The organism is Tsukamurella spumae (assembly GCF_012396015.1).
GTDB lineage: Bacteria > Actinomycetota > Actinomycetes > Mycobacteriales > Mycobacteriaceae > Tsukamurella > Tsukamurella spumae.
Window position 1 is genome coordinate 95,195 of sequence record NZ_JAAXOQ010000005.1, and the last position, 14,620, is coordinate 109,814.

Here is a 14,620-nt window from a genome sequence, read left to right on the forward strand (position 1 = left end):
ATGTTCGGGGTCGGTGCCGGGCGATCGACACCGCGGCGACACCGCGGGCCGCGAACCGTAGAACCTGTCAGGGACACACACTATGGTCGGCGACATGAGCGAAGTCGAGTTCATCGTCAGAGGTAGCCACCGAGTGCACCTACCGGCTGAGCGCGGCACCGTCGCCCTGACGATCAGCCGGGAGGGGCCTGAGCCGGATGCGGTCTTCAGCGTCGTCGCGGCTGGGGCGGAATCCCTCTCGCAGGACATCAAGAAGCTGCATCGGCCCGCTTCGGGGCCGGTCACGTGGTGGTCTTCGGAACGCCTACTCACGGGGTCGCGACGCCCGTGGAACGACAAGGGAAAGCAGCTGCCGCTGGTTTACTGGGCTCGTGTTTCGTTCCGGGTGAAGTTCTCCGACTTCGATGAGTTGAACCGGTTTGCCGCCCGCGTCGCGCAGCGCGACGACGCCGAGCTGGATGGCACCTCCTGGACTCTCACGGACAAGCGCCGGACCTCCGTGGAGGCGGAAGTCCGCTCCGCCGCGGTTCGCGATGCGCGGAAGCGGGCACAGGTCTACGCGGATGCTCTCGATCTGGGCCGCGTGCGGCCGGTCGCGGTCGCCGATCCCGGGATGTTGGGCTCGTCTTCCCAGCGGTCGGTCGGAACCGAATCGCGACTGGCTGACATGTCTTTGGGTGCGCCGCCGGCGGCCGCGGCGCAGATCGACCAGACGCCGCGTGAGATCACCGTCCAACACGATGTCGAGGCGAGATTCGTTGCCACGCAGATTCTTACGCCCGATCGAGCAGACGGGTGATGTTGTTCGGGTGCGGGCGGGTTGCTGCTGCTGCGGACGAGCAGCCGCGTCGGCAGATGCACGATGCTAATGTCCGCCCATGACTGACAAGAAGATCTCGGGTTCGCCCTGGCCGGTGGTGGCGGCTGGGTCGAATCCGGTGTTCGAGGCGCGGGTGTCTCCGCGGCGGGTGCCGATCTGATCGGCGGCAAGCGATGCGCGAAGTTGTCGAGACTGAATGAGTAATGCAGGATGAGTATGTGAGCACCGATGGGCTCGTACCTCAGAACTATCCGCAGTACGGCTACTCGCAGCCCGGCCAGCCGGGCTTCCCACCGCCGGGATTCTCTCCCGGACCCGGCTTCCCGCCTGGACCGGGCTGGGGTGCGCCGGCGCCCGAGGTGAAGGTCGGCACCGTCCCGATCCGGCCCCTCGATCTCGGCGGCCTGTACGGCGGTGCCTTCGCGGCGATCCGCGCGAACCCGGCGGTGATGGTCGGGCTGACGGCGATCGTCGTGGTGCTCGCCCAGGTGGTCACCTTCCTGGCGCAGATCCCGCTGACCACCGTGTCGACGGATCCGAACGCCGACGACACATCGGCCGCCGTCCTTCTGGGCTCGTCCGCCGCGAGCCTCGGCGTGTCCCTCATCGCTGCGATCGCGACCCTCTTCCTCACAGGCGTCCTCACCGTGGTCGTGGCACGGTCGGTCCTCGGCGAGAAGACCAGCATCGGGGAGGCGGCTCGCGCGGTCGGCCCGAGGCTGTTGCCGCTGATCGGGCTCAGCGTGATCCAGTTCCTGATATACCTCGTCCCGATGCTGCTGGTCTTCGGCGCGATGATCGGGTTGGTCATCGGCGGCGTCGGCAGCACCGGCATGGTGGTCGGCACCGTCGCCGTCGCGGTGCTCGTGTTCCTGCTTTTCGTGGCCGGGGCGATCGCGCTCATGCCCGCGTTCTCCATGTCCTACCAGGCGGTCGTGCTCGAGCGCCTCGGACCGATCACCGCGCTGCGTCGGGCCTGGCGCCTGCAGACGCCGGGGTACTGGCGACTCCTCGGCATCCTCCTGCTGACCTACCTCATCACGGGGATCGTCGCCGGCATCGTCTCGATCCCGTTCGGCGTCGGCACGGCGCTGCTCGACGCGGACCACACGCCCCGCAACCTCGCCGGTGCCACCGTCGCCGGGCTGGCGATCGCCGCGGTCGGATCCGCGATCGGGCAGGTGCTCACCGTGCCCTTCACCGCAGGCGTTCAGGCGCTGCTGTACATCGATCAGCGGATGCGCAACGAGGGGCTCGACCACGCACTGCGCGCCGAGGCGATCCACCGGTGGCAGACGGGGTTGGTGGGCGTCCCGACGGAGCACCTCTGGCACGCGAACGGGTATCCGCAGCAGTACTGACCGCCCTGGTCAGAACGGTGGCGGCTTCAGCGGCGCGGTGACGTCGTACGCTCGTCCCTGCGCCTCGGCCTCCCGCCGCTCCCGTTCCCGCTCGCGGGCCTCAGCCTCCGCAGCCCGCTGTTCGCGCCGTTCGTGGCGCAGAACCCGGTTCTGAATCCGCAGTGCGCGGCGTGCCTTGGCCCGGCGCTTCGCGTCGGTCTCCAGCCCGTCCGGGTTCTTCGTGCGGGCCGGACCCGGATCGGGCCCGTCCCAGATGATCGCCCCCAGGCCGGGGAGCAGATCCCTCGCCGTGCCGGGTGGGACGGTCCAGATGCCGCCGGCGGGATGCCGCCATTCGACGGTGCCGTCCCGCAGGACATCGGACAGCCAACCGGTCTCCGTCTTGATCCGGTGGTGGAAACCGCAGAGCGGCACCAGGTTCCCGGCCGTTCCCTTGCCGGCGACGGTGGTCGGACCGCCGGCGGCAGGATCGAGGTGGTCGTACTCGCCGACGTGATCGGCCTGGCAGCGGTCCGCGGCCACACTGCAGCCCGGGAACACACAGGTGGGGTATGTGAGCCGCATGACCAACAGCTGATACCAGGTGGGCCGGTACCCGGACGCGCCGCGCGCGTGGACCGCTCCCGTGGCCGGGTCTCGCCGTCCGAGGACGCGGAACTGGGTCCGGCACTGTGCGATCAACTCCCTGGCCTGGTCGACGGAGACCGGCCCGCTGATGCCCGGATCGCCGGTCAGTACGACCGCTCCGTGCCCCGCCACAGGCGCGGAATCGGACCCGGAGTCGGGCTCGGGCACCGGCTCCGGCGTGAACAGGTCGTCTTCCGTGCGGGTGACGTCGACGAGGTCGGTCTCGTTGAGCACGATCACCGCGAGCGCCTGGATGTCCGGTGAGACGGCTCCGGTTCGCGGGCGCGCCTCCTGGAGGTCGCACCCCTCGCGCCCACAGCGGCAGCCCAGGCTCTCGTAGCCCTCGGCGAGCGCGATGAGGGCGGCGACCTGCCGCTGCCCCGGAGTGCGGCCGTCGTCTCGGCACACCGACTCCGCGACCGGCCGGACCAGGGCGGACAGGCGGATCGCGTCAGCTTTCGGCATGACCGCTTCGAGATCGACCAGACCGTCGGCACGGCAATGGAACTCCAGTCGTTCCCGCGGTGCGACCGGCGGCACCTCGCGCGCGGCGGCCGGATCCAGCCGAGCCAGTATCGACCTCGCGGCGTCCGCGACGGCCCGCGCGGTGATCGACAGACCCGCGCGATCAGCGAGCCACGCGGTGACTCGATCGTCGAACGCCGCGGCCACCCGGTCATCGAGGACGGCCGCCGAGGAGCGCAGGACCTCCCGTACGAGCGGCAGGCTGACCCGCCCGGCCGCGAACAGCTCGAACAGCCGCGGGCAGCGCTCGCGTAGATCGAGGCCGCGATGGACCGCCGCCCCCGCAGCGGACCGCCCGCTCCCGAGCGCGGCGCCGACCTCCGCGACGAGCTCATCCCAGTCGTCGACGAACCGGCGGGAGGATTCCTCCCGCACGCGACGCGCGTCGTCCCGCAGCTCGTACAGCCTGGTCAGCACAGCGGCGCGCTCCGCCTCCAGCCGGTTCTGCTGCGCGGTCAACACCCGCAGTCGCGAGAGCGCGCCTGCCGCACTCAACCCGGACACCGCACCGTCGAACTCCCCGGGGAGCGGGGCGCTGACCCGCCGGCCCAGAGTGAAGGCGTCGTCCGAGTGGTTCATGCCTTCTATTGTAACGCGGGGAGTCGAACATAGCGAGGAATCGAGCAGAGAAATTCGATTAGGTGTTCGAATCGAAGCCGGGGTGTCAGTCTGAGGTGCCGCTGCGGATCCGGTCGCGCGCGACGAACCACCGGCTGACCGGAGTGCGGAGCATCAGGTCCACGAACAGCAGCGACATGGCCAGCACGACCACCGCCAAGGTCGTGGTGCGCAGCAGAGCGGACGCGGGGAACCACGAGCCGAGTACCTCGAAGAACCCGACATGGCCCAGGATGTCGAGCATCAGCGGATGGACGGCGAACACGCCGAACGCCCGCACCGTCGCGTACGACACGACGCGCTCGCCGACGGGCCGGCCCGACGCGCGCAGGTCGTCCCACATCATCGCGGCGAGCCACAGCAGGATCACCCCCGCCACGTACCACGGCAGGTAGAGCGGGTTCCAGGCGGCGACCGCGCTGTCCGGCACCTCGCCGGGGTGGGTGGCCCGCAGGTAGGCGATCAGGCTGAACGCCGACGCCGCGAGGCACACCGCGATCACGCGCAGCGCGTGCGACCGCAGCCAGCTCCCGACCGCCTCGTAGTGCTGCGCCGCGAGCATGCCGATCGCCATGAACAGCACGTACATGGGGAGCAGCTTCCACATGTGGTTGAACAGCGTGTCCCACCGCGGGCCCTGCGGGCGCGGCACGTACTGATAGAGCGCGAAGAAGCCCAGCTGGATCGCGGCCGCAACGGTCAGCACCGTCCACGGCCGCCGCTCGAGTCGTTCCGCCAGCTTCGACAGCGCGGGGAAGAACAGGTAGATCTGCATCGAGATGAGCAGGAAGTAGAGCTGGTACTTGGCGTCGCCGGTCAGCATGGTGCGGCCGAGGTCGCCCAGCCACCGCCCGAAAGACGGGAACGGGTCGTCGGCGCTGAGCAGGTGGTTCGTGATCGAGTACACCAGCGTCCAGACCAGGAAGGGCGCCACGATCAGCCCGAAGCGCTTGCGCCAGAACTCGCGTGCCGTCATTGTGCGGCCCCGCATGCTCAGCACCAACACGAACAACGTGACCGCGACGAAGCCGTACCGCGTGATGTGCAGCGCGGCGGAGACCAGCCCGGACGGGCGGAGGACATCGGGCGTGTAGTTGATCGTCGTGACGCAGTGCGCCACGACCACCAGCAGGAAGAGCACCACCCGCGTCAGGTCCGCGGTCTGTTCGCGCTTCGGCTTCGTCGTCGACGCGACGGACGCTGCGGCCGGCACCGGCTTCTGGGTTTCGATGGTGGGCACCGCCCTAGGACTGAAGCAGGGCTGCGCGTCTTCACCCCGTGCTGTCGACATGTGACGATGTGGAATTCTACCCTCTTCGCTCACCCGTCCCGCGGAGGGTGGGATCCGACCCGTCAGCCGTTCACGGCGATCAGCGGGATCGCCTGCTCGTCGACGGTCCAGGCCCCGTGATGGCCCAGCATGCGCGACTCCATCGGCTCCTGGCTAGGGGTCACCAGGACGGATCGCCCCTCGGCGACGGCCAGGACGTGGCCGATGCGGTGCGCGATGACGGGGTTCGGGGGAGTGGGGCCGAACCAGTGCTCGTCGAGCGCCTGCTCGCGGCTCACGACCCGGGCATGCCCGGCGAGGGTGTCCGCCCACCGGGCCAGGACGTCGTCGACGTGGTGCCCCCGCTGGAGGTACACGTGCCGTACCCGGGCCTCTCCGGCGATCAGGCGCACGCCCCGGCGCAGGGCGGACGACGCATCGAGGTTCACCAGGGATTCGGCCTGGATCATGCCGTGATCGGCGGTGACCAGCAGCGTGCAGGTGGGCGGCAGATCCGTCAGCAGGTCCGCGAACATCGCGTCGACGGCCCGCAGCACGGCCAGCCACTCCGGGGAGCCGGGGCCGTGCATGTGCCCGGCCGCGTCGAGCAGGCCCGTGTAGGCGTAGGCGAACCGTCGGGCGGCGGTGTCGTGCCGCGCCACGGCGAGCACGCCCGCGCGGACCTCGTCGAGAGTGGCGGCCGCGTGCAGCACCCCGGCGGCGCGGAACGAGGCCCGGGTCAGGCCCGAGGTCTCCTGATAGGTGGGCACCACGTAGTGGATCTCGGCGCCGGCGTCGGCGAGTGTCTCGAGCCTGCTGCGGCGGCGCTGCAGCTCGCGGGGCGGGTGCGACTGCCGGGCATCCGGCCCGGACGCACCGTCGATGGTCCACCGCAGGGAGTTGAACAGGCGCCGGCCGTGCTCGTCGGGCACGCCGAAGCTGTATCCGACGATGCCGTGCGCCGCGCAGGGCGCGCCGAGCGCGAGGCTCGACAGGCTGGTTGCCGTGGTGGCGGGGAAGCCCGCGTCCAGCGTGAGCCCCGCGTGCGCGGAGAGGGCGGGGGCGGCGTCGGCGTGCCGCCGCAGGAGCTCCGCTCCGAGTCCGTCGATGAGCAGCAGCACGACATCGCGCTCCACCGCCAGGCCCAGGGGATTCTCGCCCGGGATGCCGAAAGCGGTACAGACCGAGGGCAATACGTCGGAGAGCATGCCGGTCATCGATCGATCGTAACGTCCGCACAGACCCGTCGAGGCGGGAACTAGGTGATGACGGACGGGATCAGCGTGGCCACGCCGTCCTCCACGAGCAGTGCCTGATCGTCGTTGACCCGGGTCAGCGGGAACCGGTCGCCGTAGGTGCGCACCACCTCGTCGATCAGCGCGGGAGGATACGGCGGGAGCAGCCCGTCGGCGTGCGGGATGACGACGGTGTCGACGAGGCCCAGCCCGGTGAAGTCCGTGACGTCCGGGGCGTCGGCCGGGTCATCGAGGGGCGCGACGGGCTCGACGTTCGGTCCGGCGACGACCGACCCGGCGCTGAGGCCGATGTACGGCAGCCCGGCCCGCACCCGTTCCGCGAGCACCTCGCCGGTGCCGTTGCGCTGCAGCGCGCCGAGCAGGACGAAGGTGTGCCCGCCCGAGAGGTACACGGCGTCGACGGTGCCGAGATCCGACGCGAAGTCCCGCGGGTCCCGGTACTTCCCGACCGTCATCCGGGTCAGGCGGAATCCCAGGTCGGTCAACTGATTCCACTCGAACGAGCCGAAGGGTTGATCCGCGTACGGTGCGCCCGCGTCATCGATGAAGCCGAGCCGCAGCTCGCTCGGCTCCCGCCCCGTGTGGCGGCGCAGGAAGCCGGGGAGCGCTCCGGCGTTCAGGGACATCAGCAGCAGGTTCACGATCGCAACAGTACGGCCTCTGCCACACTGGATTCGCACGAACCGGAGGAGTAGACGATGCGTTCGCACCGGAGCACGGCGGCCCTCGCCGCAGTCGCGGCGTTGCTCGTCCCCGTTGCGGCCTGCGGTGCGACCGCCGACGAGCCGCAGGGGCGAACAGTCGTCGTGGACGCCGCCAACGGCCGGATCGCCGTACCGATCGCGCCGCGGCGGATCGTCTCCCTGGCGCCCACGCACACCGAGACCCTCTTCGCGCTCGGGGCGGGCGAGCAGGTCGTCGCGGTCGACGACCAGTCCGACTATCCGGCCGGTGCCCCGCGCACGGCGCTGTCGGGCGTCACCCCCAACGCGGAGGCCGTCATCGGCTACAAGCCCGATCTGGTGGTCGTCTCCGACGACCGGGGCGGCATCGTCGCCGCGTTGCAGAAGGTGGGGATCCCGGTGCTGGTGGAGCCCGCGGCCAAGGACCTCGACGACGCGCTCGACCAGATCGACGGCCTCGGGATCGCCACCGGGCGGCAGGCGGACGCGAAGGCGCTCACCACGCGGATGCGCGCCGCCATCGACGGATCGATCCGCGGCGCGCCGCGCCCCGCCCAGCCGCTGAGCTACTTCCACGAACTCGACGCGCAGCTCTACACCGTCACGTCGTCGACCTTCATCGGGAAGGTCTACGGCGCGTTCGGGCTGCACAACGTGGCCGATGCCGCCGACCAGGCGGGCACGGGGTACCCGCAGCTCTCCCGGGAGGCGCTGCTGCAGGCGGATCCGGCGCTGATCCTCCTGGCCGACACCCAGTGCTGCGGGCAGACCCCCGAGGTGGTCGCGCAGCGTCCGGGCTGGCGCGACCTGCGCGCCGTGCGGGACGGCACCGTCGTCGCCCTGCCGGCGGACGTGCCCTCGCGCTGGGGACCGCGCCTGCCCGACTTCTACCGCGCCGTCGCCGATGCGGTGGCCCGTGCGGCGCAGAAGGTTCCGGCCGGGCGGTGAGCGCTCCGGTTCGATCGACGACGGTGCCGCGGCGCGCGAGCGGCCTGCGTCCGATCCCGCTGCTGGTCGCCGTGGTCGCGCTCCTCGCGTCGATGCTGGCGGGCCTGCTGATCGGGGCGGTCCACCTGCCCGTCCGTGCTGTGCTGACCGAAATCGTGGACCTGCTGCCCGGCGTCCACCTCGACTCGGGTCTGACCCGCCTGGAGCGGAACCTGTTGGTGGAGATCAGGCTTCCGCGCGTGCTCGCCGCCGCGCTCGTCGGCGGCCTCCTCGCGATCGCGGGCGCCGGCTACCAGGGTGTCTTCCGCAACCCGCTCGCCGACCCCTACCTGCTCGGCGCCGCCGCGGGAGCCGGCGTGGGGGCCACGGCCACCATCGCGCTGCTGCCGGGCGACCCCTCGGCGACGGTGCCCGTCGCGGCGTTCGTGGGGGCGCTCGCCGGCGTCGCGCTCGCCTACGCGCTGGGCAGCGCGACAGGCGGACGCGGAACCTCGACGCTGCTCCTGGCCGGTGTCGCGGTCTCCGCATTCCTCGGCGCGGTGCAGACCTTCCTGATGCAGCGCGACGCGCAGGACCTGCAGCGCATCTACTCCTGGGTGCTCGGCGGCGTCGCCTCGGCCGACGGTCCGCGGCTGCTCGCCGTCCTGCCCTACGCGGCGGTCTCGACGGTCGTGCTGTTGCTCCACGGCCGGCTGCTCGATGTCCTGGGGGTCGGCGACGACGAGGCCACGACCCTCGGCGTCTCGGCCCGGCGCGTCCGGCTGCTGGTGCTGGCGGCGGCGTCGCTCGCCACCGCCAGCACCGTCGCGGTGGGCGGGCTCATCGGGTTCGTGGGCATCGTCGTGCCGCACGTCGTGCGCCGGCTGGCGGGGACCTCGTACCGGGCCGTCCTTCCGCTCTCCCTGCTCGGCGGTGCCGCCTTCCTCGTCCTCGCCGACATCCTCGCGCGCACCGTCGTCTCTCCCGGTGAGCTGCCGCTCGGCGTGGTCACCGCGTTCGTCGGCGGCCCGTTCTTCGTCGTCGTGCTCCGTGCGATGCGGGGACGGAGCGGGCTGTGAGCGTGGAGTTCTCGCGCGTCGATGTCGCCCTCGACGGGCGACCCGTGCTGCACGACGTGGCGATGACGGCACCGTCGGGCTCGTGGACCGCGGTGATCGGGCCGAACGGGGCCGGGAAGTCGACGCTGCTGCGGGCCGCGCTGGGCCTGGTGCGCAGCGGGGGAACGGTCACCGTCGACAGGGCCGATCCGCGCCGGCTGCGCCCGCGCGAGCGCGCCCGGCTCCTGGCGTACGCGCCGCAGTCGCCGCACCTTCCCGAGGGGATGACGGTGTTCGATTACGCTCTGCTCGGCCGGTCGCCGTACGTCGCCTACCTGGGTCGCGAGAGCGCGGACGACCGCCGGATCGTGGGTGCCGTGCTGGCCCGGCTCGGACTCGAGGAGTTCGCCGAGCGCGACGTCGATCACCTGTCCGGCGGCGAGCGGCAGCGCGTCGTGCTGGCCCGCGCCCTCGCTCAGCAGGCCCCGGTGCTGCTGCTCGACGAGCCGACGACCGCCCTGGACATCGGGCACCAGCAGCAGGTGATGGACCTCGTGGACCGGCTGCGCCGCGACGACGGGCTGACCGTGATCACCACGATCCACGACCTCACGCTCGCGGCGCAGTACGCGGACCGGCTGGTGTTGCTGTCGGCGGGCCGGGTGGTGGCCGCCGGGACGCCGGCGCAGGTACTCACCGCGGATCTGATCGCCGCGCACTTCGGCGCCCGCGTGCACGTCGAGACCGGACCCGACGGCCGGCCGGTCCTCGGGCTGCAGCGGTGAGCTCGGAGCCTGGTAGCTGCGCCGAGAGGGATCAATGTTTACTCTTGATGCAGGAGTGACGAATGGTCTGGAGGCCGCGATGCGCACACGACTCGCGACGGCGGTGGTCGTCGGCTGCGCCGCGATGCTCGCCGGGTGTTCGGCGACGGTGTCCGGGAACGGCGCCAACGGTGTCACGGTGATCCCGGGCGGGGTGGGGCCGGGAATCGCCACGCCCGTGCCGGAGGCGCCTGCGGCGACGACCACGGCACCGTCGACCACGACCAGCGCGCGACCCTCCGGCGCGGCCGCGACGGCGATCGTCCTGCCGGATAACGGCAACGGCCACACCGTCATTCGGACGCGGAGCGGGCGCACCACCTGTCAGGTCAGCGAGACCAGCGTCGGCTGTCAGCTGGAGTTCGACCGGCCCCGCCCGCGCACCGAATCCGGCGACGAGGCGAACGGGGTCAACATCACGAGCGACGGCGATCTCACCTATGTGCTCGGCAATCTCGGGGTGACGGATCCGGTCACGCTCGACTACCAGACCTACACGGCCCGCGGCTGGTTCATCGTCGCCAACCAGTACGGGACCGCCTTCACCCACCGCACCACCGGGCACGGCATGGTCGTCGCGTCCTCGGGCGTGAAGACCTTCTAACGCGGGGTCGTGATCACCACGACGGCCTCGGCGCCGTCGACGGTGGCGAACCGGTGCGGTCCGTCGCTGGTCCAACTGTGCGAATCGCCCACCTGCACGAGTCGCTCGTCGCCCACCGGGCCGACGGTGAGCGCACCGTCGACCACCGTCAGGTGCTCGCGGACCCGCTCGCCGTGCCCCGGGGAGACGTGGTCCGACCCGGCGGGGAACTCCAGGCGGAAGACCTCGACGGTCGTGTGCGGCAGGTGGCGCACGGAGAGGAGGGCGGTGCGCATGCCGCCGTCGGCGACGCTGTGGGCCCCGGGGGACTCGCCGACGAGGGCGGTCAGCGGAACGTCGAGCGGGACGCACAGGGCGTAGAGGGTCTCGACCGTGGGATTGCGCCCGCCGGCCTCGATCTCCGAGAGCGATCCCTTGCCGACGCCCGCGCGGCGCGCGAGCTCGGACAGGCTGAGGCCGCGTTCGGTGCGGAGCTCGCGGAGGCGGCGGCCGACATCGGGGGAGGGCATGACCCCATGCTACGTTCTGTTCATGGAACGTTCTGAGAACGGAACGATGGTGCCCGTCGGTGCGGGCATCGTCACCGCCCTCGTCGGCTACACCTCGGCCTTCGCCGTGGTGCTCGCCGGCCTGCGTGGCGTGGGCGCGAGCCCGGGACAGGCCGCGTCCGGCCTGCTGGCGGTCACGGTGACCATGGGGGCGGCGTCGGCGCTGCTGTCCTGGCGGTACCGGATGCCGATCATCAGCGCCTGGTCGACGCCCGGTGCCGCGCTGCTCGCGACCACCGGCGCCGTCGCGGGCGGGTGGCCGGCCGCGGTCGGCGCGTTCATCGTGTGCGGGGTTCTCTTCGTGGTGACCGGGCTGTGGCCGGCCCTCGCGAGGTGGGTGCAGCGTATCCCCGCGCCGATCGCGCAGGCCATGCTCGCGGGCGTCCTGCTGCCGCTGTGCATCGCACCGGTGAAGGCCCTCGCCGCGCATCCCGCGGCCGTCGCGCCGGTGTTGCTCGTGTGGCTGGTGCTGCTCAAGGTCCGGCCGCGGTGGGCGGTCCCGTTGGCGTTCGTCGTCGCGCTGGTCGTGATCGGTATCGCCCTGGTGCGCGACGATGCCGTCCCCGCCTTCTCGGCGCTGGTGCCGCACGTGGAGTGGACGACGCCCGCCTGGACGCTGCAGGCGATGACCGGCGTCCTCCTGCCGCTGTACATCGTGACCATGGCCTCGCAGAACATCCCCGGTGCGGCCGTGCTCGCGACCTACGGCTACACGGTGCCCTGGCGGCCGGCGCTGACGGTGACCGGCGTCCTGTCGGCGGTCGGCGCGCCCTTCGGCGGGCACGCGATCAACCTCGCGGCGATCAGTGCCGCCCTCGCCGCGGGACCGGATGCGGGGCCGGCGCCTCGCCGCTGGATCGCGGGTGTGTCGTCGGGGGCCGCGAATCTCGTTCTCGGCGTGGTCAGTACGGGTCTGACGGCGATCGTGCTCGCGGCGCCCGCGGGCGTGATCCAGGCCGTCGCCGGCGTCGCGCTCGTGGGTGCCTTCGCCGCCGCGTGCGCGGGGGCGATGGCAGATGTCGAGGCCCGGGTGCCGGCGGCGGTGACCTTCGTCGTCGCCGCGTCGGGGACGACGGTGGTCGGCATCGGGTCGGCGTTCTGGGCCCTCGTGGTCGGCATCGTCGTCTACCTGCTGCTGGGGGTTCGACGGTCCGCCCCGGCGTGAGGCGGTCCCTCGTACTCCGTCGGTCGGGATGACAGGATTTGAACCTGTATTTGGCGCTCTCGGCGAAGGTAGTTCCCACCTGCTGAAATGACGCTATGAGCAGCGTTGACACCATCCTGTCACCCGCTCATACTTGGTCAAACGTGCCCAACAATCATCACTGATTCGGGCAGAGATTGGGCACGGAGAGGGCATGGGATGACAGGCAAGAAGCGCGCATTCGGGACGGTGCGGCAGCTCCCATCGGGACGATGGCAGGCCCGCTACACAGGCCCCGACGGGCTCCGATACAAGGCGCCGACCACGTTCCTCACAGAGAAGGACGCGCAGGCGTGGATCACCACCGAGCAGGCCGACGTGATCCGCAACCAGTGGCTACCCACCGCCGAGGACGCGGTCGACGTTCCGTTCGGCGAGTACGCCGAGGCGTGGCTCAAGGATCGCGACCTCAAGCCCACCACTCGCAACCTCTACCGCGGGATCCTCGACCAACGGATCCTGCCGACGTTCGCCTCGACGCCGCTCGCGGAGATCACGCCCGAGAAGGTGCGCCGCTGGCACGCCCTTGTTGCCCCAGGCAAGGCCACCGCGAAGGCGCACGCCTATGCGCTGCTGCGCACCATCCTCGGGACCGCGGCCGGCGACGGGCTCATCGACGCCAATCCGTGCAAGGTCAAGGGCGCCGGCACCGCGGTCCGCAAGAAGGCGATCCGCCCCGCCACCATCGACGAGGTCGTGGCGATCGCCGACCACATGGGCAAGGCCGACCCCAAGTACCGCGTGCTCGTCCTGCTCGCCGCGTGGACCGCCCTACGATTCGGCGAGGCCGTCGAACTTCGCCGCCGAGACGTGCGCCTCGTCGCGACCAAGCAGGACGACGAGACGACCACCTACTCGGGCACGCTGTTCATCCGCCGCGCCGTGACGCGGGTCAAGGGTGAGCGGATCCAAGGCGACCCGAAGGCCGGGTCCGTGCGCGACGTGGCGATCCCGCCGCACCTGGTGCCCGTCGTGCAGAAGCACCTCGACGACAACGTGGGGGAGGGGCCGGACGCGCTGCTGTTCCCCGCCGCGAAGGATCCGGCACTCACGCTCTCGCACACCGCGATGGTCAAGGTGTTCTATCCCGCCCGCAAGTCAGCGGGACGCGAAGACCTCACGTTCCACGGCCTGCGGCACACCGGCGCGACCCTGGCCGCCCAGACCGGCGCCACACTCGCCGAACTCATGGCCCGCCTCGGGCACACCACCAGCGCCGCAGCGATGCGGTATCAGCACGCGGCGGCAGGACGGGACGCCGAGATTGCTCGCCGACTGTCCGCACTCACCGAAGGACCGAAGTCATGACCTGGAACGCCGAGAACTACGCCGCCGAGATCGCTGCCAAGGAGGCGAGCACCGGGAAGAAGTTCGTCGAGGCCCTGTGCTGCGAGTGCGGCAACCACTTCATGCGGTGGCGCAGCCCGAAGTTCAGCGAGGGTGTCGCGTGGCCGCTCTGCTCTCAGTTCGAGCAGCGGACCATCACGGCACCCTGCAAGCCCTGCGGACGCCGCACGAAGCACGCCGAACTCACCCGGGACGCGTGGCGCGACTACCGCGAGATCGAGCAGCATGTCGCCGTCGACGGCTGGGCCCTGCCTGAGCTGTCGGAGTCGGTTCGACAGCGGTGGGACGGGAAGCGGGAATCCGACCAAGGGCTCCGCGAGGACATGCACCGGAGCTACTGGGCGAAGGTTGAGAAGGACCTCGCCGGCGGCACCATCGGCGAGTGGTCAGGTTCGATCGTCTGGACCGACTGAGCCACCGCGATCCTTCGCCAATCCCCCGTCCGCGCACCAGCGGGCGGGGGATTGTTGCGTTCAGAAGGTCAAGGGACGCCGTGCGTTTTTCCTGAGCAGCTTGTGACTGTTGGCTGGTGTAGCAGATACATAACTCGCGCAACGGATTTCGTTCGATTCTCGCGACGAGAAGGGGCGGTTGCGGCGTGGGCAAACCCCGAGAAACGAGCCGACAAGGCCGGACCTGTCGTGACCAGTGACTACACCTTTGAGAGCGCTCACCAGCACTCACAGACCATCAGGAGGAAGCAAATGGGCCGGAAGATCCCCCTTGCGGAAGCAATTCGATCCAGGGCGTATGGGTCTCGTTCGACGCTCGATCGGCGGATCGCCGAGGGCAAGCTCACCAAGTACCGCATCGGCGGCGTCGGTCGCGTGTACCTCGACGAGGACGAACTCGACGCCCTGTTCATCCCCGACGCCCCGCTCGTAGCAGCGAAAGGCGCCCGGCCCACGCGCGCCGTGCCCGAGCAGCCTCGCGGGAGCGCCGCTTGAC

At 70.9% G+C, this 14,620-nt stretch carries 15 protein-coding genes; 10 read left to right on the forward strand and 5 right to left on the reverse strand.

Annotated elements, in window-relative coordinates:
- The first annotated feature begins 94 nt into the window (after nucleotides 1-94).
- Both HF999_RS05290 and HF999_RS05295 read left to right on the forward strand, forming a co-directional pair.
- Entirely contained in the window at nucleotides 95-799 is a 705-nt protein-coding gene (locus HF999_RS05290) for an SIMPL domain-containing protein (protein ID WP_168544860.1), read from the forward strand.
- A gap of 239 nt (nucleotides 800-1,038) precedes the next feature.
- A complete protein-coding gene (locus HF999_RS05295; protein WP_168544861.1) occupies nucleotides 1,039-2,181 on the forward strand; it encodes a DUF7847 domain-containing protein in 1,143 nt (380 codons plus the stop codon).
- A 9-nt stretch (nucleotides 2,182-2,190) separates the two neighbouring features.
- On the opposite strand, the gene HF999_RS05300 is transcribed toward HF999_RS05295, so the two are convergent.
- The 4 genes from HF999_RS05300 to HF999_RS05315 form a co-directional block, all read right to left on the reverse strand.
- Nucleotides 2,191-3,912 carry an HNH endonuclease signature motif containing protein gene (locus HF999_RS05300; RefSeq protein ID WP_168544862.1) on the reverse strand — a complete coding sequence of 574 codons (1,722 nt, stop codon included), beginning with the start codon at nucleotides 3,910-3,912 and terminating at the stop codon, nucleotides 2,191-2,193.
- Nucleotides 3,913-3,997: 85 nt separating this feature from the next.
- Nucleotides 3,998-5,191 (reverse strand): acyltransferase, encoded by a 1,194-nt coding sequence (locus tag HF999_RS05305; RefSeq protein WP_312854024.1) that lies wholly within the window; start codon nucleotides 5,189-5,191, stop codon nucleotides 3,998-4,000.
- A gap of 113 nt (nucleotides 5,192-5,304) precedes the next feature.
- On the reverse strand, nucleotides 5,305-6,438 hold the full coding sequence (locus HF999_RS05310) for an alkaline phosphatase family protein (RefSeq protein WP_168544864.1): 1,134 nt from the start codon (nucleotides 6,436-6,438) through the stop codon (nucleotides 5,305-5,307).
- Between the two features lie 41 nt (nucleotides 6,439-6,479).
- Entirely contained in the window at nucleotides 6,480-7,118 is a 639-nt protein-coding gene (locus tag HF999_RS05315) for a Type 1 glutamine amidotransferase-like domain-containing protein (protein ID WP_312854025.1), read from the reverse strand.
- A gap of 57 nt (nucleotides 7,119-7,175) precedes the next feature.
- On the opposite strand from HF999_RS05315, the gene HF999_RS05320 reads away from it, so the two are divergent.
- The 4 genes from HF999_RS05320 to HF999_RS05335 all read left to right on the forward strand — a co-directional run bounded on the left by HF999_RS05320 (nucleotide 7,176) and on the right by HF999_RS05335 (nucleotide 10,573).
- Nucleotides 7,176-8,108: an ABC transporter substrate-binding protein gene (locus HF999_RS05320; protein ID WP_168544865.1), complete on the forward strand. Its 933-nt coding sequence runs from the start codon at nucleotides 7,176-7,178 to the stop codon at nucleotides 8,106-8,108.
- 92 nt (nucleotides 8,109-8,200) lie between these two features.
- Complete coding sequence (locus HF999_RS05325; RefSeq protein WP_168544956.1) at nucleotides 8,201-9,166, forward strand: FecCD family ABC transporter permease; 966 nt, start codon at nucleotides 8,201-8,203, stop codon at nucleotides 9,164-9,166.
- Complete coding sequence (locus tag HF999_RS05330) at nucleotides 9,163-9,930, forward strand: ABC transporter ATP-binding protein (protein WP_312854026.1); 768 nt, start codon at nucleotides 9,163-9,165, stop codon at nucleotides 9,928-9,930. The genes HF999_RS05325 and HF999_RS05330 overlap by 4 nt, the downstream gene beginning before the upstream one ends.
- Nucleotides 9,931-9,985: 55 nt before the next feature.
- On the forward strand, nucleotides 9,986-10,573 hold the full coding sequence (locus HF999_RS05335; protein WP_168544866.1) for a hypothetical protein: 588 nt from the start codon (nucleotides 9,986-9,988) through the stop codon (nucleotides 10,571-10,573).
- On the opposite strand, the gene HF999_RS05340 is transcribed toward HF999_RS05335, so the two are convergent.
- On the reverse strand, nucleotides 10,570-11,082 hold the full coding sequence (locus tag HF999_RS05340) for a helix-turn-helix domain-containing protein (protein ID WP_168544867.1): 513 nt from the start codon (nucleotides 11,080-11,082) through the stop codon (nucleotides 10,570-10,572). The genes HF999_RS05335 and HF999_RS05340 overlap by 4 nt on opposite strands.
- 22 nt (nucleotides 11,083-11,104) lie before the next feature.
- Between HF999_RS05340 and HF999_RS05345 the strand changes: the two genes are divergently transcribed.
- The 4 genes from HF999_RS05345 (at nucleotide 11,105) to HF999_RS05360 (ending at nucleotide 14,619) form a co-directional block, all read left to right on the forward strand.
- Complete coding sequence (locus HF999_RS05345; protein WP_168544868.1) at nucleotides 11,105-12,286, forward strand: benzoate/H(+) symporter BenE family transporter; 1,182 nt, start codon at nucleotides 11,105-11,107, stop codon at nucleotides 12,284-12,286.
- Between the two features lie 198 nt (nucleotides 12,287-12,484).
- Nucleotides 12,485-13,633, forward strand: a complete 1,149-nt coding sequence (locus HF999_RS05350) for a tyrosine-type recombinase/integrase (protein ID WP_168544869.1) — start codon at nucleotides 12,485-12,487, stop codon at nucleotides 13,631-13,633.
- Nucleotides 13,630-14,085 carry a hypothetical protein gene (locus tag HF999_RS05355; RefSeq protein WP_168544870.1) on the forward strand — a complete coding sequence of 152 codons (456 nt, stop codon included), beginning with the start codon at nucleotides 13,630-13,632 and terminating at the stop codon, nucleotides 14,083-14,085. Before HF999_RS05350 ends, HF999_RS05355 begins: the two co-directional genes overlap by 4 nt.
- Before the next feature lie 291 nt (nucleotides 14,086-14,376).
- Nucleotides 14,377-14,619, forward strand: coding sequence for a hypothetical protein (locus HF999_RS05360; RefSeq protein WP_168544871.1), 243 nt, complete (start codon nucleotides 14,377-14,379; stop codon nucleotides 14,617-14,619).
- Nucleotide 14,620: the final 1 nt, after the last annotated feature.